The organism is Natribaculum luteum, assembly GCF_023008545.1.
Taxonomy (GTDB): Archaea; Halobacteriota; Halobacteria; order Halobacteriales; family Natrialbaceae; genus Natribaculum; species Natribaculum luteum.
Window position 1 is genome coordinate 938,980 of record NZ_CP095397.1, and the last position, 16,755, is coordinate 955,734.

17 protein-coding genes are annotated in these 16,755 nt (G+C 66.2%); 7 read left to right on the forward strand and 10 right to left on the reverse strand.

Going from position 1 to position 16,755, the window contains the following annotated elements:
- Positions 1 to 39 precede the first annotated feature (39 nt).
- From MU558_RS04855 to MU558_RS04870, 4 genes are all read right to left on the reverse strand, one after another.
- On the reverse strand, positions 40 to 1,233 hold the full coding sequence (locus MU558_RS04855; protein ID WP_246972422.1) for a redox-regulated ATPase YchF: 1,194 nt from the start codon (positions 1,231 to 1,233) through the stop codon (positions 40 to 42).
- A gap of 80 nt (positions 1,234 to 1,313) precedes the next feature.
- Complete coding sequence (locus MU558_RS04860) at positions 1,314 to 2,384, reverse strand: pyridoxal-phosphate-dependent aminotransferase family protein (RefSeq protein ID WP_246972425.1); 1,071 nt, start codon at positions 2,382 to 2,384, stop codon at positions 1,314 to 1,316.
- Between the two features lie 121 nt (positions 2,385 to 2,505).
- A complete protein-coding gene (locus MU558_RS04865; RefSeq protein WP_246972427.1) occupies positions 2,506 to 3,849 on the reverse strand; it encodes a S8 family peptidase in 1,344 nt (447 codons plus the stop codon).
- A gap of 138 nt (positions 3,850 to 3,987) precedes the next feature.
- Positions 3,988 to 4,638 (reverse strand): class I SAM-dependent methyltransferase, encoded by a 651-nt coding sequence (locus MU558_RS04870; protein ID WP_246972430.1) that lies wholly within the window; start codon positions 4,636 to 4,638, stop codon positions 3,988 to 3,990.
- 93 nt (positions 4,639 to 4,731) lie between these two features.
- Between MU558_RS04870 and MU558_RS04875 the strand changes: the two genes are divergently transcribed.
- Complete coding sequence (locus MU558_RS04875) at positions 4,732 to 5,094, forward strand: hypothetical protein (protein ID WP_246972433.1); 363 nt, start codon at positions 4,732 to 4,734, stop codon at positions 5,092 to 5,094.
- 39 nt (positions 5,095 to 5,133) lie between these two features.
- On the opposite strand, the gene MU558_RS04880 is transcribed toward MU558_RS04875, so the two are convergent.
- Together MU558_RS04880 and MU558_RS04885 are read right to left on the reverse strand one after the other, a co-directional pair.
- Positions 5,134 to 6,561, reverse strand: coding sequence for an FAD-binding oxidoreductase (locus MU558_RS04880; protein WP_246972436.1), 1,428 nt, complete (start codon positions 6,559 to 6,561; stop codon positions 5,134 to 5,136).
- A gap of 131 nt (positions 6,562 to 6,692) precedes the next feature.
- A complete protein-coding gene (locus tag MU558_RS04885) occupies positions 6,693 to 7,325 on the reverse strand; it encodes a metallophosphoesterase family protein (RefSeq protein ID WP_246972438.1) in 633 nt (210 codons plus the stop codon).
- 127 nt (positions 7,326 to 7,452) lie between these two features.
- Between MU558_RS04885 and MU558_RS04890 the strand changes: the two genes are divergently transcribed.
- Positions 7,453 to 8,073 carry a phosphoribosyltransferase gene (locus MU558_RS04890; protein WP_246972440.1) on the forward strand — a complete coding sequence of 207 codons (621 nt, stop codon included), beginning with the start codon at positions 7,453 to 7,455 and terminating at the stop codon, positions 8,071 to 8,073.
- A 121-nt stretch (positions 8,074 to 8,194) separates the two neighbouring features.
- On the opposite strand, the gene MU558_RS04895 is transcribed toward MU558_RS04890, so the two are convergent.
- On the reverse strand, positions 8,195 to 8,713 hold the full coding sequence (locus MU558_RS04895; RefSeq protein WP_246972442.1) for a gamma carbonic anhydrase family protein: 519 nt from the start codon (positions 8,711 to 8,713) through the stop codon (positions 8,195 to 8,197).
- Between the two features lie 206 nt (positions 8,714 to 8,919).
- On the opposite strand from MU558_RS04895, the gene MU558_RS04900 reads away from it, so the two are divergent.
- The 4 genes from MU558_RS04900 (at position 8,920) to MU558_RS04920 (ending at position 11,904) form a co-directional block, all read left to right on the forward strand.
- Positions 8,920 to 9,144, forward strand: coding sequence for an HTH domain-containing protein (locus MU558_RS04900; RefSeq protein WP_246972444.1), 225 nt, complete (start codon positions 8,920 to 8,922; stop codon positions 9,142 to 9,144).
- Between the two features lie 131 nt (positions 9,145 to 9,275).
- A complete protein-coding gene (locus MU558_RS04905) occupies positions 9,276 to 9,746 on the forward strand; it encodes a phosphate-starvation-inducible PsiE family protein (protein WP_246972446.1) in 471 nt (156 codons plus the stop codon).
- Between the two features lie 265 nt (positions 9,747 to 10,011).
- Positions 10,012 to 10,422 (forward strand): peptide-methionine (R)-S-oxide reductase MsrB, encoded by a 411-nt coding sequence (gene msrB / locus MU558_RS04915; RefSeq protein WP_246972450.1) that lies wholly within the window; start codon positions 10,012 to 10,014, stop codon positions 10,420 to 10,422.
- Positions 10,423 to 10,842: 420 nt separating this feature from the next.
- Positions 10,843 to 11,904 carry an NAD(P)-dependent glycerol-1-phosphate dehydrogenase gene (locus MU558_RS04920; RefSeq protein ID WP_246972453.1) on the forward strand — a complete coding sequence of 354 codons (1,062 nt, stop codon included), beginning with the start codon at positions 10,843 to 10,845 and terminating at the stop codon, positions 11,902 to 11,904.
- A gap of 27 nt (positions 11,905 to 11,931) precedes the next feature.
- Here MU558_RS04920 and MU558_RS04925 read toward each other — a convergent pair whose 3' ends face one another.
- The 3 genes from MU558_RS04925 to MU558_RS04935 form a co-directional block, all read right to left on the reverse strand.
- The gene (locus tag MU558_RS04925) at positions 11,932 to 12,771 is read right to left on the reverse strand and encodes an ABC transporter permease subunit (protein ID WP_246972455.1); all 840 of its coding nucleotides are present in this window, start codon (positions 12,769 to 12,771) and stop codon (positions 11,932 to 11,934) included.
- Positions 12,768 to 13,715, reverse strand: coding sequence for an ABC transporter ATP-binding protein (locus MU558_RS04930; protein WP_246972456.1), 948 nt, complete (start codon positions 13,713 to 13,715; stop codon positions 12,768 to 12,770). Before MU558_RS04930 ends, MU558_RS04925 begins: the two co-directional genes overlap by 4 nt.
- Before the next feature lie 222 nt (positions 13,716 to 13,937).
- Entirely contained in the window at positions 13,938 to 15,794 is a 1,857-nt protein-coding gene (locus MU558_RS04935) for a S9 family peptidase (RefSeq protein WP_246972459.1), read from the reverse strand.
- Positions 15,795 to 15,950: 156 nt separating this feature from the next.
- Between MU558_RS04935 and MU558_RS04940 the strand changes: the two genes are divergently transcribed.
- Positions 15,951 to 16,685: an ICP22 family protein gene (locus MU558_RS04940; protein ID WP_246972462.1), complete on the forward strand. Its 735-nt coding sequence runs from the start codon at positions 15,951 to 15,953 to the stop codon at positions 16,683 to 16,685.
- The last annotated feature ends 70 nt before the right edge of the window (positions 16,686 to 16,755 follow it).

Consider the following 16,755-nt stretch of genomic DNA (forward strand, 5'->3'; position numbering starts at 1 on the left):
ACCTCCGGCCTGTACCGCCGTTCGATGCGACGCCGCCGACTAGTTCGTTGTGACGACTTCGATCACGTCTCGCGGCTCGACCTCGTAGTCTTTCCCCAGCTGGCGGTTCGTCCGGCAGTCGATCGCGTGGAGGAAGCCGTCGCCGATGTCCGAGTGGAGACTGTAGGCGAAGTCCTCGGCGGTCGATTCCGGCGGGATCAGGTAACAGTCGGGCAACACCTCGCCACGTTCGTTACCCAGCCCGTTTGCGCCGCCGGGAAACACCGGCGTCACGCCGAGCACGTCGAAAAGCGCCGTCTCGAGTGCCGCCTGGACGCCCGTCGCGCCGTACTCGGCGAGGAAGTCGCGGATCTGCTCGAGGCCCTGCTCCTGATCGGCGGAGACGTCACCCGTGATCTCGAAGTCGTCGTCGCCGGGACGGTAGTCGACGACGCCCGCCTTCTCGGCGGACTTGAGCGCCTTCTCGGCGTGTGCGCTGCAGGGGACGATCGTCAGGTGGTCGTAGTCGGGATCCGACGTGATCTCCTCGTAGTTTTCCTGTGCCTCGGGCGTGTCCATCTTGTTCGCCGCGATCACCATCGGCTTGGTCGCCTTGCGGATCTCGCGGGCGAGCTCGAGTTTGTCCTCCTCGTCCCACTCCTCGGGGTCGAAGCCGACGTCCACCCGGCGGATGAGAAGTTTGATCTCGTCTTCGTTCGTCTTGAACGCGCTCATCTGCTCGGCGAGTTCCTCCTCGATGGCGTCGTCTTCGGTCGTGTAGCCCGACGAGTAGCGTTCGATCCCCTTCTCCAGGACGTCGAGGTACCACTGGTCGAGTTCTTCCTCCAGGAACGCGACGTCCTCCCGGGGGTCGTGCCCTTCGGTGGGTTCGCCCTCGAGGTCCGTCTTCCCGGAGAAGTCGACGACGTGGACGAGCACGTCTGTCTCGTTTAAGTCGGTCAGAAACTGGTTGCCGAGGCCGTTCCCCTCGTGTGCGCCGGGGATCAGCCCCGCCACGTCGACGAGCTTCGTCGGCACGAACCGCATCCCGTGATCGCAAAAGCCGACGTTCGGAGTGCACTCCTCGTCGAACTCGGGCGCTGCACACTCGACGCGGACGTACGCCTCGCCCACGCTCGGGTCGATGGTCGTGAACGGGTAGGCCCCTTCGGGCACGTCGTTCATCGTCGCCGCGTTGAAAAACGAGGACTTGCCGACGGAGGGTTTGCCGACGAGTCCGATCCGGTAACTCATTGCCCTCTCTCGGCACCTGTCGCCTAAACGGGTTACTGTCCGCCGCCGCAGTGGTATGCGACCGCGTACCGCCTGCCTGACTACTCGAGGACCGCCTCGAGCGCGTCCATCGTCCGCTCGACGCGCTCCACCCTCGCGTTGTGTCCCATGTGGCCGACGCGGAGGACGTCGTCCTCGAGGTGGGCGAGCCCCGTCGAGAGGACGATCCCGTGCTCCGCTTGGACCCGCTGTTGGAGGTCGGCTGCCCGCCCCTCGACATGCAGCGCCGTCACCGTCGGCGAGGCGAGGTCGTCGCTCTCGGGGTACAGCGACAGGCCGAGTTCGCGGGCTCGTTTTCTGCACACCCGCGCGGCTTCCTCGTGGCGGTCGAACACCGCCTCGAGTCCCTCCTCGAGCAGGCGGTCGATCGCGGCGTCGAGCGCGACCAGGTTCGACGTCAGGTGCGTGTACGGGAACCAGCCCTCGTCGGCGGCAGTGCGCCAGGGCTCGAGGTCGGCGTAGAACGAGCGCGTCTCGGTCTCCTCGATGCGCTCCCAGGCGCGGTCGCTGACCGAGAGGACAGTCAGTCCCGGCGGCGCACTGAAACACTTCTGGGAGGCTCCGAGACAGACGTCGATCTGCTCGGTCGGCACCGGCGCGCCCCCGAGCGAGGAGACGGCGTCGACGATGCTGAGGACGTCGTGCTCGGCGAGCAGGTCGAGGACCGGCTCGAGGTCGTTCAGGGTGCCGGTGGGCGTCTCGCAGTGGACCATCGTCGCGACGTCGAACGCGCCGTCTGCGAGCGTCTCCTCGATCGCCTCGAGGTCGAGCGGCCCCGTCGAGGGCGACTTGCAGGTCTCCGCCTCGCCGCCGTACAGGTCGACGAAGTCGGCGAAGCCGTCGCCGTAGATGCCGTTCGAGAGACAGAGCACGCGGTCGCCCTCGTCGACGAGCGACGCGACGGCCGCCTCGAGGCCGAGGATGCCCTCGCCACCGAGGATCGCGACGTCGTCGCCCCCGTAGATCGCCTCGAGTTTGTCGGTCAACTTGCGGTAGAACTCGACGAACTCGGGTTCGACGTCGGGGTTCCAGGTCGGTTCGCTCATCCGTTCCCGGACGTCGTCGGGGATCTCCGTCGGGCCGGGCGTCATTCGCAGTCGGTCGTCGCTCATACCGGAGACGCCAGTCCGCGAGCGCATAAAACCACTCGAGGCGACGCCGTCCGTTCGCCTCCGTCCGTCGTCGAACGGACAGCCTCGAGCAGTGACGAATCCGGTTCGGTCGGTGACGCGATCAGAGCCGTTCGACGGTTCTGGCGGCGTTGATTCGACCCGCCCCGAGATCCGGATCGCTCTGCCCGGTCCCGAGTTCGGCACCGTGTTTGATCGCCTGCTCGACCTGGTTTGCGTTCGCACTCGGCCGTCGCTCGCGGACGAGTCCGGCCAGCCCCGTCACCTGCGGGGCGGCCATCGACGTGCCGGCGAAGTGGTCGTACGGCATGTCGTAGAGCTCCGGCGGCACGCTCGAGAGGACGAGGTTCGTCGGGTACGGCCACGCCGTGTCGTCGGCCAGCGACTTCTCGAGCGTCTCGTATCCGCCACCCGGCGCGCCGACGTCGATCTCGTTCGTGCCGTAGTTCGAGTAGAACGTTCGCAGGTCGTTCGGTCCGGTCGCGCTGATGCTCATCGCGCCTGCGGTGCTGTTGGGAACGGTGAAGAACCCGCCCTGCTGGAGGTTGGCGTCGGAGTTACCCGCACTCGCGACGATGACGGTGCCCAGACTCGTGGCGCGCTGGATCGTCCGCTCGTAGGCGACGCGGATCCCCTCGGCGTTGACCTGCGGCGGGAGCGGCGGCGTCCCGATGCTCATGTTCGCCGCGTCGGCACCGATTTCGGCGGCGTAGTCGATCGCCCGCAGGATGTCGGCGGTCGTGGTCGTGAGCACCTCCTCGCCGTCGATCTCTTCGAACCAGAACACCCGGGCCGAGACGAGCGTCGCGTCGGGGGCGGTGCCGACGATGCCCGTCCCGTACCCGTCGGCACCCTGATCGGGCGTCGCGGCCGCGATCCCCGAGACGTGCGTTCCGTGGCCGTCTACGTCCGTCGGTTCCCCGTCCGTGACCGTCTGACCGTCTTTGAACAGTCGACTCCGCTCTTCGTCGACGTTCGGCGCGAGATCGGGGTGATCCGAGTAGATCCCGGTATCGAGAATCGCCAGCGTCGTTCCCACACCCGTCGCGTACTCGTGTGCCTCGAGGACGTCCTGGACCTGCTTGTCCCACTGGAGGTCGTACAGATCGTCTATCTCCTCGAGTGTCGACTCGTCCGGAGCCGCCCGCAGTTCCGGCAGGTCGACCTCGAACCGGACGTCCGCGGCAGCGGCGCGAACCCCACGAATCCGCTGGAGGTCGCTCTCGGCGTCTTCGGGCCCGGAGACGAGCAGTACGTCCCTGTCGGCCAGTTCGGCGGTCACCTCGAAGCCCTCGCGCTCGAGTCGACTCCGAACGTCTGCTCCGCTCGCAGTGACGAGATAGCGCGTCTGCCCGCTCGCAGTCACCGTTCCGATCGCGACCAGAGAGAGTCCGGTCGCGGCCGTGCTGCTCAGGAATCGTCGTCGCGTCTGGTGTCGTCGGCGCATCGCTTGCCGACACCGATCACCATCATAATAGGAAAGTACCACCTACTGACGTATCGTTCTGCCGGGAACACACAGACACGTGTGAACGATCACCAATGTATTTGAGTGACGAACACGTGACTCGTACCGGTCCGCACGTCACTCCCTCGAGAAGCCGCCGCCTCGCCGTCGGTACAGTCGACCGCGAACGAACGGCGTCGCCGGGAAGACGCCCAGTTCGAGGCGTTCGACCTCGTCGACGCGAAACGCGTCGTGGGCCACAAATCGTTCGACCGTCTGGCGGTCGAGTTGACACCCCGCGGCGACGCGTTCCCACAGTGGGTTGAGCACCGCCTGCCCGGTCGCTCGCCAGCCGTCGGCATGGACGTGCTCGAGGAAGCGAAACTCGCCACCGGGTTTCAGGACGCGGGCGACCTCGTCAGTGGCGGCGGCGGGGTCGTCGACCGTACAGAAGACCATCCCCGAGAGCACGACGTCGAAGGCGTCGTCGGGATAGGGTAGCGACTCCGCCCGCGCCCCGCGGAGGTCGACCGCGAGTCCGGTCTCGTTCGCCTGCGTTTGCGCTCGCGTTCGCATGTGCGGGTCGGGTTCGATCGCGTGGTACTCGAAGTCGTCCGCCGGGGGCGCGACGTAGGGAAACGTGTTGCCCGTCCCGGCACCGAGTTCGAGGACGCGCCCCTCGAGATCAGCGGCGAGGTACTCCCGGTGTGGTTTCAACAGCCGTTCCATCGCCCCCATTCTGTCGTACAGCGCCGCGAAAAGCGGGTGAGAGATCTCGTCGCTCGCCATACAGATCCATGAGCGTGCGTCCGTAACTCTTCGTCGGTTCTGAGAACGGTCCGAATCGCTTTGTTCGTTCCTCCGGTCTAGTGACACGGAGACATGTCGAGGACCAGCTCGCCGCTCGAGGACCCGATCTCGGTGTTCGTGCTCGTCGCCGTCCTGCTCGGACTGTTTTCCGTCGGATCGGCGCTCGCACGGGCGGAGTCGGTCTCGGCGTGGGCGATCGGCGTCGGCTTCGGGTTCGGGTGGCTTGCCATGTACGCCGGTCGGCTCGACGCGCTCGCGAGGGTGGGACGACGGGTGAAGGCCCTCGGACGCGGTGTCGTCCCGGTCGTCGCCGTGGTGCTCGCGGGCACGACGTTCGTACTCACCTCGAGTCTGTCGCTCGAGTCGTGGCTGCTCACGAACACCTCGTTCGGCCTGCTGCTCGGGGTCGCCACCGTGGTACTCGTCGGGCCGTAGCCTGCTCGCGGCCGTTGTCGGACGGAGGACGAGCGACGCTCAGTCACCGCGCGGTTCGACGTTCTGATTGCGCCGGAACGTGTTCGTCGGGTCGTACTCGGTTTTCACCTCGACTACCCTGTCGTAGTTGTCCCCGAAGACGGTGCGCGCCGGGTCCTCGTTGAAGCCGGGGAAGTTACCGTAGCCGCCCGAGACGGCGGGTAACGCTCGCACCTGACTGATGCCCTCGCGGACCCAGTCGACGTTCTCGTCGTCGCCGTCGGGGTCGTCCCAGTTCGCCTCGAACGTGAGCATGTAGCGCCTGCCGCGGTGCCAGAACGCCGTCTCCGTCGGCTCGAGGTCGTCGATCGCACCGCCGAGTTGCCAGAGGTCGACGGTCGACAGCTCGGAGGGGCTCTTCGTCCCGTGGCCGACGACGAGATCGACGACGTCATCGGTGAGGTCGTCGACGTACACCGACTTCCAGTAGTAGCGCCGGCCGTCGGGGTAGTCCTCGTCGAGCATCTGCTGGAGGTCGACGTACGTCATCGGCCCGCTGAGGTCGACGATGGGTTCGGCCAGTTCCCGAAGCGGACGGAACTCCGCGTCGGCGTCGTCTTCGTCGCCGACGTGACAGCCCAGCAACGCGACCGCCGGCTCGCCCCACGCCGACTCCGGAAACTCCTCGAGTTCGGGCACGAACGCGGTGAACGCGATCACGGTCGCCTCGTCGGACGCGTCCGTGGCCCACTCGCGGAACCGGGTCAGCACCTCGACTGCGTCGTCGCCGCGATACCACGGAAAGAGCGCGACCACCTCGGGGCCGACCTCGTGGAGGCGGTACTCGAAGGACGTGACGACGCCGAAGTTCCCGCCACCGCCGCGGATCGCCCAGAAGAGGTCCGCGTTCCGGTCCTCGCTCGCGACGCGAACCTCGCCGTCGGCGGTGACCACGTCGACCGACTCGAGGGCGTCGCAGGCGAGACCGTACTTCCGCCGGAGGTGGCCGACGCCGCCGTTGAGCGTCAGCCCCGCGATTCCGGTCTCCGAGACGACGCCGAGCGGTGCCGCGAGGCCGAACAGTTGCGTCTCGCGGTCGACGTCCCCAAGGGTCGCGCCGCCCGCCGCTCGAGCCGTCTGCGTTTCCGGATCGACGCGCACGCCGTTCATCTCCGTGAGGTCGACGACGATGCCGCCGTCGCACACCGCGCTGCCCGCGACGTTGTGGCCGCCGCCGCGAACCGCGACCGGCAGGTCGGACTCCCGGGCGAACGTCACCGCGTCAACCACGTCGGCGGTTCCGCGACACCGGGCGACGATCGCCGGGTACCTGTCGATCATCCCGTTCCAGATCCGTCGCGTCTCGTCGTACTCGTCGTCGTCGGGCGTGAGCACCTCACCCCGGAACAGTCCCCTGAACGCTCTGACCTGTGCTTCCGGCAGTTCGCCGAACGCGTCCGCCCCCGCGTGAGTACCAGCTTTCGCCATAGATCTAGCTCCGACGCGATCTCGAATAAAGTCGTATTGCGAATTTACCTGACAGACAAACTTCCCGACGTTCATCCCTCGAAAGTCGGGTTTTCGTGCAGTACTCGAGGACGCGTTTCGACGGCGCGAGGCTACTCGGGCGTCGGGTGAGACTCGAGTGCCAGGTCCGCGGGCTCGAGCGTGTAGTACCGTTCCCAGACTGGCGCGAGGCTCACGACCCGCACGCCGGCGATTTCTGCCTCGCGGTGTCTGTGGTGGTGACCGACGAGACAGAGGTCGGGCGCTGTGGCCTCGAGCAGGCCGTTCACGTGCTCACAGCCGGGGTCGTAGCCGTAGGAGAGCAGCCCCGTCGGGGCCTCGTGGGTGAGAAAGACGTCGACGCCGTCCAGTTCGGCCGCCCGGTCGACGTCCTCACGGGTGAAGTGTCGCCGCCGGTCGCCCTCGAGTTCCGACCGCGAGCAGTCGTACTTCGTCGGGGCGTAGTTGCCCGAGAGACCCGCGACGCGCACTCCCTCGACCGTCGCCGCCGTGCTGGCGAGTAGATGGGCGTTCCGGACGTCCGGCGACTCGTCGCCGTCCCGCAGCGCGTCGACGACGTCGAGGTCTTCGTTGTTGCCCGCGACGAACCACGTCGGCGCTGGCAGGTCGTAGTACTCGAGGTCGCCGACGTGCAACGCGGCGTCGGGGTCGACCGCCTCGTAGGCCGCGAGGAGGGCGTTGCGGTTCTCCGGGTCGGAAGCGTGAGCGTCGCCGAGGACCAGCATCGGTACCGTCGAGTGTTCGCTTCGCAGCCGGTTAATCCCCGGGCGTCGCCGATCTCGTCGTCTCGTCCCGTCGGGAACGACACGTGGCGTGTAACAACAAAGGTGATGGGCGTCGTAGTCGCTGATCATGTTCGCTGATCGAACCGAAGCCGGCGAACGGCTCGCTGAGGACCTCGGTCGTCGCGACGTCGAGGCCGACGTCGTCCTCGGGATTCCGCGCGGTGCGCTCCCGGTAGCCCGACCGGTCGCGGACGAACTCGACGCCGACCTCGACGTCGTCGTGGCGTCGAAGATCGGCGCGCCGGGCAACCCCGAACTCGCGGTCGGGGCCGTCGCGAGCGACGGCAGCGTCTGGCGCAACGACGACCTCATCGCGCGACTGGGCGTCCCCGAAGACTACCTCGAGCGCGAACGAGAGAACGAGGCCGAATACGCACGTGAGAAGGCCGAACGCTACCGAGACGACGGTCACGTCCCCGACCTCGAGGGGAAACGGGTGGTCGTCGTCGACGACGGCGTGGCGACGGGTGCGACCGCGCGGGCGTGTCTCAGGCTGGTCCGCGAGGCCGGTGCCGACCACGTCGTCCTCGCGGTTCCGGTCGGTCCACCCGACTCGCTCGAGGAGATTTCGACCGAGGCGGACGAGATCGTCGCACTCGAGCGACCGCGGAGTTTCGGCGCGGTCGGGCAGTTCTACCGGAACTTCGGCCAGGTGTCCGACGAGGAGGCGATGACCTACCTCGAGTGATACTGCCGGACAACACGGTTCAGCCATCGATCGCACTCGAGACGCTGTCGAGTATTCACTGACTGTTGTCTGGTAGTATGAGGGCGGCCGTAGCCGGCCGTTCGTTCCAGCGCGCCGTCGCTCACTCGAACAGTTCGCCGTGTCGCTCGGCCAGGTTCGTGTACGCGCCGGAGGAGTACTCCTCGAAGATCGCGTCCGGGTCGATCGTCGTCTCCGAGAGCGGCGTGACCGACGCCGGGACGCCCCTGACGAACGAGTGTGGCGGAATGTCGTACCCCTCGGGCACGGTCGTTCCCGAGGCGACGATGCTTCCCTCGCCGACGTGTACCCCGGAGTTGAGCGTCGCGTTGAAGCCGATCAGCGACTCGTTCTCGACGACGGCGTCGTTGAGGACCGCACCGTGACCACACATCACGTGCTCGCCGAGCGTCGAGGCGTGCAACGTCGCGTTGTCCCCGACGTGTGCGGATCGGCCGACGACGACGGAGCCGACGTCGCCGCGACAGACCACGCCCGGCCAGATGCTCGCGTTCGCCTCGACGGTGACCGAGCCGACCAGCGTCGCCTCGCGACTGACGTGTGCCTCGTCGTGGACCGACGGCGTCGCACCCTCGAACTCGTACGTTCTTCGTTCGGCCATGTGGGTCGATGACGCGAGCCACGCTCAAAGTTCTTTTCTAGAAACTATCGTTTTTGTCAGACGATTCGACAGAGATGGCGACAGTGGGCCGCCGGTCGGACGAGCGTCGCCGTGATCGGAGCCGGTCGGATCGAACTCGTAATCGAGCGTGAGGGTGCCAGCAACGCTTTTTGTGGCGTCCGTGGACAGACTGACGGAGGTCACACGTGCCGGACGACAACCCAGCAATCACGACGATCGAGCTCTGGATCCGCTCGTTCGCGCCGACGGTCGCGAGGCCGAGCCACGAGCGCGCGATCGAACGCGTGAAACGACTCGAGGTGCTGGTCCGCGAGGAGAGCGAGGGGTCGACGCTCGAGTTCGACGATCGGTCGACGGACCGATCGCCAGACGACCCAGCGCGTCGTCACCGTTCGGGCCGCCCGTACTGATCTGGATGTCGAGACAGAACGCAATCGCCGGTAACGTTCGAAGCCAGTCGGTAGTGGCGCGACGGTAGAGACAACATTGCTCGGTACCACAACGCGTAGTTTGTACCGGGCCTGCTCTCCGTTCGAGACCGATGGCCGAGACCGACGACGCTGTGACGGATCGCGCCGAGCAGTCGATCGAACGGATCGGGTGCTTCGTTCACGCCGTCGAGATCTTCGCGGCAGCCGTATTCGCCGTCCTGTTCGCGATCGGCGTCGGCGATCTCGTATTACAGATCGTCCGGGCCACCATGACGGGCGCGATCACGGATCCACTGGTCGTGATCGGCTTCATCGACACAGGCTTGCTCCTGTTGATCATCGTCGAGGTATACCAGACGGTCATCGCATACGTCGAGGAATCGAACACGAGCCGGATCGTCGTGCTCGTCACCTACACCGGCATCATCGCGATGGTCCGGAAGATCATCACGTTTCGGACTGGCGAGTACGCCACCGCCACAGACGCGTTGCTGGCTGCAAGCGCGTACACGCTGGTGCTTTTCGGGCTGGTCGCGCTTCTGTGGGTGTATCGCTCGAGCGACGGGAGCGAAATCCTGTGAAAAGTTCTATGGTACCACGAAACATGATGTTGGGTATGGCCAGCGAATCGACCACTGTCGAGATGTCTCGGTGTCTGAACTGCGGTTTCGAGGCCCCGTGTGGCGACAACGATTGGGTTCGGATCGACGTACCGGGGCTCGGTCGGATGACCCAGTGTCCGAACTGTAACAGTACGAACGTCATCACCGGCAGGTAGCCGACGAGTCGAGCGCCCCGACGACGAGAGCAGACAGACACTTACGCCTCTCGACCGTACGCGGTCGTATGAGTCCGGAGTCCGACGACCTTCCGGCGAGCGACGCGGAGTGGCGTGAGCAACTCTCCGACGAGGAGTACCGCGTCCTCCGCGAGGCCGGCACCGAACCGCCCTTCAGCGGCGAGTACGTCGACCACGAAGCCGACGGCTCCTACGCCTGTGCGGGCTGTGGCGCGACGCTGTTCGACGCCGACACGAAGTTCGAGTCGGGGTGTGGCTGGCCGAGTTTCTACGACGTCGACGACGAGCGTATCGAGACGCACCGCGACACCAGCCACGGGATGATCCGCACCGAAGTCCTGTGTGCGAACTGCGGCGGCCACCTCGGACACGTCTTCGACGACGGTCCCGAGCCGACCGGCAAACGGTACTGTATCAACTCGGTCTCACTCGAGTTCGACGACGAGCGAACGGACTGATCCTGCCTGCCGTACCTCCAGTGGTCCTCATACTACTGGACAACAGTCAGTGAATACTCGATCGTGTCTCGCCGGCTGTCGCCGCTGGCGACAGCGTCTCGAGTGCGATCGATGGCTGAACCGTGTTGTCCGGCAGTATGAACTGCAGGATCGAATCCGGCGGGGCGGGCCGATTCGACACTGCAGTCGACGCTCGGAAGGGTACCAGGATTTTTGTACGAAGACGCGACCAGACGGCCCATGCACTGACGATCCGTCCGGTCGCGGCCCTGGCGGTCGCGTGGCCGACCGCACCGGAGTTCGACGCAGCGTGCCACCTGTTCGCCTCGAGACGGACAGTGAGACGCTCGAGTCTCATCCGAACGCGATCGGTTCCGGCGACGAGAACGCCTTTATATCGCGGCTGCCATCCTCAGAGATATGTTCGAGAAGTCGACGTGGATTCGGCTCCCGCGAAACGTGGTGGTCGGACACGATGTCCTGTCCCAGACCGTCGACGTCGTCGACGACCTCCACCTGCAGGGCCGACCGCTGTTCGTGACGAGTCCGACGCCTCGAGCGGTCGCGGCCGATCCGATCGCCGCCGACTTCGAAGCGGCAGGCATCGAACCCGCCGTCGTCACGGTCGAGCAGGCGAGTTTCGACGCCGTCGAGCGAGTGATCGAGACCGCCGAAACCGAGGCGGTCGCCTATCTCGTCGGGATCGGGGGCGGAAAGGCAATCGACATCGCGAAGATGGCGAGCCACCACCTCGGGATGGGATTTCTCTCGGTGCCGACGGCCGCGAGTCACGACGGCATCGTCAGCAACCGCGGCTCGGTACCGGAGGGCGACACTCGACACAGCGTCGCGGCCGAGCCGCCACTCGCCGTCGTCGCGGACACCGAAATCCTGGCCAACGCGCCGTGGGAGCTCACGACGGCGGGGTGTGCGGACATCATCTCGAACTACACCGCCGTGATGGACTGGCGGCTCGCCCACCGGCTGAAAAACGTCGAGTACTCCGAGTACGCCGCCGCGCTCTCGGAGATGACCGCCGAAATCCTCGTCGACAACGCCGACCTCATCCGGCCGGGACTCGAGGAGTCGGCCTGGGTTGTGACCAAGGCGCTCATGTCCTCCGGCGTCGCGATGAGCATCGCCAGTTCGTCGCGACCGGCAAGCGGCGCGGAACACCTCTTCTCACACCAGCTCGATCGGCTCGAACCCGGCGCGGCTCTGCACGGCCACCAGGTTGGCATCGGGTCGATCATGACCGCCTACCTCCACGGCGGCGACCGGGGGATCTGGCGGGACATCCGCGACGCACTCGACAGCATCGACGCCCCGACGACCGCGGCCGAACTCGGCATCGACGACGAGACGGTCGTCGCGGCGCTGTCGACCTGCCACGAAATTCGCGACCGGTACACGATCCTCGGCGACGGCATGGACGAACGGGCCGCTCGAGACGTCGCGAAGAAAACCGGTGTCATCTCCTGAAGCCGTTTCGGGCGGTGCGTCGACCGACTACCCGAGATCGGTCCGTCCGAACTGCCACGTCCCGACCGCCAGCGGGACGACGATCCAGCCGGCGAGGATCACGAGCATGAACCAGCCCTGCACGTAGAAGACGTCGCTCGCGGTCGTCGTGGACTGAAGTGCACGGAAGCTGTCCGGGAAGACGAGTTTCATCCCGTTGAGGTAGGCTCCGGTCGGGCTGAGACTGAAGATCAGATCCAGCAGTGCGTCGCTGTAGCTGACGCCGAGTTCGGTGAGGACGAACTCGGCCATCCTGACGGGACCGATCGGCAGGAAGTTCCAGACGATGTTGAACACGAAGAAAAAGCCGATCGCACCGCTCATCGCCCGCGAGCGACTCGAGGTGGCCGCCGAGATGCCGACCGCGACGGCGACGTAGGAAAGCGCGTACAGCAGCGTGAGCACGGCGAACGCGCCGTAGACGTCGTACTCGACGGTCATGTCGGGGACGAGCAGCCGTCCGGCGACGTCGCCGACGGCGAACGCGACGAGCAACGCGACGGCGACGACGGCCGCCCGCGCGAGGAGTTTCCCGAGTACGACGTCCGTCCGCGAGACCGGGAGGCTCAGCTGGTACTTGATGCTGCCCGACTCGCGCTCGCCCGCGATCGAGAGGTAGGCCGCGACGAGCGCGGCGAGTGGGATCACGAGCGCACCACCCAGCCCGGCGAGACCCCAGAGGATCATGTAGAAGTCCGGGTTCGTCGAGTTGCTCTGGCCCCAGTAAAACAGGAGCATGAAGAGGACGTACAACACCATCGGAGCCCAGACGAGTTTCGCCCGTCGCACGTCGAGGAAGTCCCGTTTTGCGACCGAGACGACGTTCATGCAACCACCTCCTCCGGCTGCATCTCGTCTGGAGACTCGGCCGTCTCACCCGTGTACTGGTTGAACAGCTCCTCGAGCGAGGTGTCAGCCGAGAGGATGTCGGTCACGGTCGCCCGGTCGTCCAGGTAGCGCACGACGTCGACTTTCGCCGAGGGAGCCACGCAGGTCGCGGTGACGACGTCGTCCTCGAGCGAGACCTGGCGGACGCCGTCGATCGACTCGAGGGCGAGCGAGTCGGGGATCGACTCGAGTTCGATCTGAATGGTGGCGTCGCCGACAGCCTCGTCCTGGAGGTTCTCGATGGAGTCGAGCGCGACGAGTCGGCCCTCGTTCATGATCCCGACGCGGTCACAGACTGCCTCAACCTCCGAGAGGATGTGACTCGAGAAGAAGACGGTCGTGCCGGAGTCGGCTTCCGACCGCAGCAGCGAGCGCATATCCTGGATACCGGTCGGATCGAGACCGGAGGACGGCTCGTCCAAGATCAGCAGGTCGGGATCGCCGACCAGCGCCATTCCGAGGCCGAGACGCTGGCTCATCCCCTTCGAGTAGCCGCCTGCAGGGCGGGCACGGTCGTCGGGCGAGAGGCCGACGCGCTCTAAGATTGCGTCCGGGTCGTCGTCGGTTCCTTTGGTCTCGATGACCCACTCGACGTGCTCGCGTCCGGTGAGCCGGTCGTACAGCGTCGCACCTTCGGGGAGGACGCCGATTCGGTCTCGGATCGCCTCGATCTCCTCCTGGGTGTCGTAGCCGAGGACCGTAGCCGACCCCTCAGTCGGGCGGACGAAGTCGAGTAACATGTTGATCGTCGTCGACTTGCCGGCACCGTTCGGGCCGAGGAAGCCGAACACCTCCCCCGACTCGACGGTGAGGTCGAGGTCGGAGACGGCGAGGACGTCGTCGCCGAACCGTTTTGTCAGGGCGGATGTCTGGATAGCAGACATACTTGCCAAATCATGTTGGTGTGCTGTATATTTTTCTGATGGTGTGTGTCCACGATACACGCGAGAAGGTATATCACGACATCGCAACGAGAACGGCGGAGTAGTGAGGGGTCGATTCACGAAGAGACCACTCGAGCGCTCATAACGATGGCTGTGAGTCGTTACCACCGCAACCGCGAACCGTCTTGCGGCTACGTCGGCAACCAGCCACAGGCATCATTATCAGACGTGCTCGTCGAGGAAGTCGGCGATCGCCGAGTAGGCTTCGATACGGTTCTCGAGTTTCGAGAAGCCGTGGCCCTCGTCCTCGAAGATCAGTTTTCGGACGGGCACGCCGTGTTCGCGGACTTCCTCGACGATCTGTTCCGCTTCGCCGACCGGCACGCGGGGGTCGTTCTCGCCGTGGAGGACGAAAAGCGGGGCCTCGATCTTCTCGACGTTGTTGATCGGCGAGATCGACTCGAGGAACTCCCGGTCGTCCTCGAGCGACCCGTACTCGGCTTCGCGCAGTTCGCGTCGCCACTCGCCGGTGTTCTCGAGGAAGGTGACGAAGTTGGCGATGCCGACGACGTCGACGCCGGCGGCCCACAGGTCGGGGTACTCGGTCATCGACGCGAGCACCATGAATCCACCGTAGGAGCCGCCGTAGGCGACGATCCGGTCGGGGTCGATCGCGTCGTGGGCCTGGAGCCACTCGACGCAGGCGCGAATGTCGGCGACCGAGTCCATCCGTTTTTCCACATCGTCTAAGCTCGCGTACTCGCTGCCGTACCCCGACGAGCCTCGGACGTTGGGCTCGAAGTAGGCGTAGCCGCGGTTCAGGAAGTACTGCTTGACGCTCGAGAACGACGGCCGGCGCTGGCTCTCGGGGCCGCCGTGGATGTCGACGATCACCGGCGTCGACCCGGCGTCGCACTTCTCGGGGAGGGTGAGAAAGCCGGGCACCTCGAGGGCAGCACGGGACGACGTCCCGCGAGCGGACGAGCTTTGCCCGTCGACGCCGGAGCTCTCGACGTGGACGAGGTCTGACTCGCGGAACGTCTCGGGCGGGATGCCGGCGGTGGGTGCGGCGGTCCACCGTTCGGTCTCGCCGGTCTCGATCTCGACGACGAAGACGTTCGCGTTGACGTCGTCGCCGGTCGTCGACACCGCGAAGCGCTCGGCGTCGGGATCGAAGCTCACGCCGCCGGAGACGCCTCCGGGGAGACCGGGTTCGGGGAAGATCTCGAACGCGGTCGGATCGTCGCCGTCGAGTTCGCCGACCGTCAGTTCGGTGTACCCCTCGACGTTTCGCGAGTAGACGAACCGGCCCATCTCGTCGTCGAGCGCGATCCCGTCGACGTTCCACCCGTTCCCGTCGACGACCGTCTCGAGGTCGAGCGTCTCGAGATCGAGGTAGGCCAGGTAAAGGGTGTCCGCGCCCTCGTCGGTCACGAGGTAGAGCCCGTCGCCGTCGGGTGACCAGTTCGCGCTCTGGTAGCGGACGTCGCCCTCGTGGGGCGTGAGGTGGGTCAGCTCGCCGGTCTCGACGTCGAGCGCGTAGAGGTCCTGGTCGAAGTTCGAGTAGGCCTGCGAGACCAGCAGTCGGGAGTCGTCGGGACTCCAGCCGCCGACGGTGAGCCAGCCGTCGCCCTCGTAGACGAGGTCGGCCTCGTCGCCGACGGCGTCGCGGTCCTGGACGTAGACGTCGAAGACCGCCTCGTCGCGACGATTCGAGGTGAACGCGAACCGATCGCCGTCGTGGTCCCACCCGCCCCAGCGGTGCTTGGCGTCGGGCATCGCCGTGAGGTTCGTGATCTCGCCGGACTCGGCGTCCAGCCGGAACAGCTGTGCGCGTTCGTTGCCGCCCTCGTCCATGCCGAACGCGAGCTCTGGCCGCTCGGGCGACCACGACGCGAACGTCACGCGCTCGTCGTAGAAGGTTCGCTGTTCGGGCCACCCGCGCGGGGACTCGAGCGTCCAGACCTGCGGGACGCCGGTGGTGTCCATCAGAAAGGAGAGTCGGTCGCCGTCCGGTCCGAACGACGCGCCGTAGGCGCTGCGAACGTTCAGGTATCGCTCGATGTCGTACGTGCCCATGACACAGAGATATCGACTCGAAATGGTAACGGTTTCGTCTCGAGCCGTCGGTCGTCGGCGCTGCAGGCCGGGCCTTCGGTCCATAGGGCCGCCGACCAGGTGCTGTGGGCCGTGCCTAACAAAGCGCCTCCAGCGCGGGAAAGAGAGCGAGACGCAATGCGACGCGACGAGTACCAGGAGCCGTCGACGATGGCGGTACTCGCCATCGTGGTCGCCATCCTCGTGACGTTCGGCGGGGTTGCGGCGTTCGTCGGACCGGACGTGTGGACGGGCACCGGTCCGTCGGAGGCGTCCGACGACGAACCGCCTCCGTCGAGCACGTCGGCCGACGACGATCCGAACGCTGGACTCGAGGACGACGCGGCTGGAAACGGCGCGGATAGCGGCGGTGACGAGCCAGCCGCGGACGACGACCCCATCGGGAATGCAGACGAGTCCGGCGAAGACGGGACGAGCGAGCGCCCGACGGACGACGAACCGACGACCGAAGCGTCCGACGAAGCGGACGCCGAGAGTGCCACAGCGCCCGACGAAGCGGACGAGCCGGGAGACGGCGACGACTCGCCAGTCGACGAGTCAGCGGACGACAGCCTCGACGTCGACGTACCCGACGGCGAGGACGTACTCGACGAACTCGAGTTGCCCGACGGAGACGACCTCGCGGAAGAGACGGGTCTGCCGGACGACGTCGAGCTACCGGACGAGGGCGTCGGGCCACCGGACGACGCCGGGCCGCCCGACGACGCCGGCCCGCCCGACGATGCTGGACCACCTGCTAGTGAGGACGAAGACGACGACGACGACGATGATGACGACGACGATGATGACGACGACGATGATGACGACGACGATGATGACGACGACGACGATGACGACGAAGACGACGAGTAAGTTCCCGACGGGTGCCGACGCCGAACCGGAAAAAGTGACTTTTTAACCCGCGACTGCGTGCCGACACCAC

Coding starts and splice junctions, on each gene's coding strand:
- MU558_RS04855 (WP_246972422.1), bottom strand. CDS start 1,233: ATGAGTTACCGGATCGGACTCGTCGGCAAACCCTCCGTCGGCAAGTCC.
- MU558_RS04880 (WP_246972436.1), bottom strand. CDS start 6,561: ATGGCGAAAGCTGGTACTCACGCGGGGGCGGACGCGTTCGGCGAACTG.
- MU558_RS04890 (WP_246972440.1), top strand. CDS start 7,453: ATGTTCGCTGATCGAACCGAAGCCGGCGAACGGCTCGCTGAGGACCTC.
- MU558_RS04860 (WP_246972425.1), bottom strand. CDS start 2,384: ATGAGCGACGACCGACTGCGAATGACGCCCGGCCCGACGGAGATCCCC.
- MU558_RS04895 (WP_246972442.1), bottom strand. CDS start 8,713: ATGGCCGAACGAAGAACGTACGAGTTCGAGGGTGCGACGCCGTCGGTC.
- MU558_RS04935 (WP_246972459.1), bottom strand. CDS start 15,794: ATGGGCACGTACGACATCGAGCGATACCTGAACGTTCGCAGCGCCTAC.
- MU558_RS04925 (WP_246972455.1), bottom strand. CDS start 12,771: ATGAACGTCGTCTCGGTCGCAAAACGGGACTTCCTCGACGTGCGACGG.
- MU558_RS04885 (WP_246972438.1), bottom strand. CDS start 7,325: ATGCTGGTCCTCGGCGACGCTCACGCTTCCGACCCGGAGAACCGCAAC.
- MU558_RS04940 (WP_246972462.1), top strand. CDS start 15,951: ATGCGACGCGACGAGTACCAGGAGCCGTCGACGATGGCGGTACTCGCC.
- MU558_RS04920 (WP_246972453.1), top strand. CDS start 10,843: ATGTTCGAGAAGTCGACGTGGATTCGGCTCCCGCGAAACGTGGTGGTC.
- msrB (WP_246972450.1), top strand. CDS start 10,012: ATGAGTCCGGAGTCCGACGACCTTCCGGCGAGCGACGCGGAGTGGCGT.
- MU558_RS04870 (WP_246972430.1), bottom strand. CDS start 4,638: ATGGCGAGCGACGAGATCTCTCACCCGCTTTTCGCGGCGCTGTACGAC.
- MU558_RS04905 (WP_246972446.1), top strand. CDS start 9,276: ATGGCCGAGACCGACGACGCTGTGACGGATCGCGCCGAGCAGTCGATC.
- MU558_RS04865 (WP_246972427.1), bottom strand. CDS start 3,849: ATGCGCCGACGACACCAGACGCGACGACGATTCCTGAGCAGCACGGCC.
- MU558_RS04930 (WP_246972456.1), bottom strand. CDS start 13,715: ATGTCTGCTATCCAGACATCCGCCCTGACAAAACGGTTCGGCGACGAC.
- MU558_RS04875 (WP_246972433.1), top strand. CDS start 4,732: ATGTCGAGGACCAGCTCGCCGCTCGAGGACCCGATCTCGGTGTTCGTG.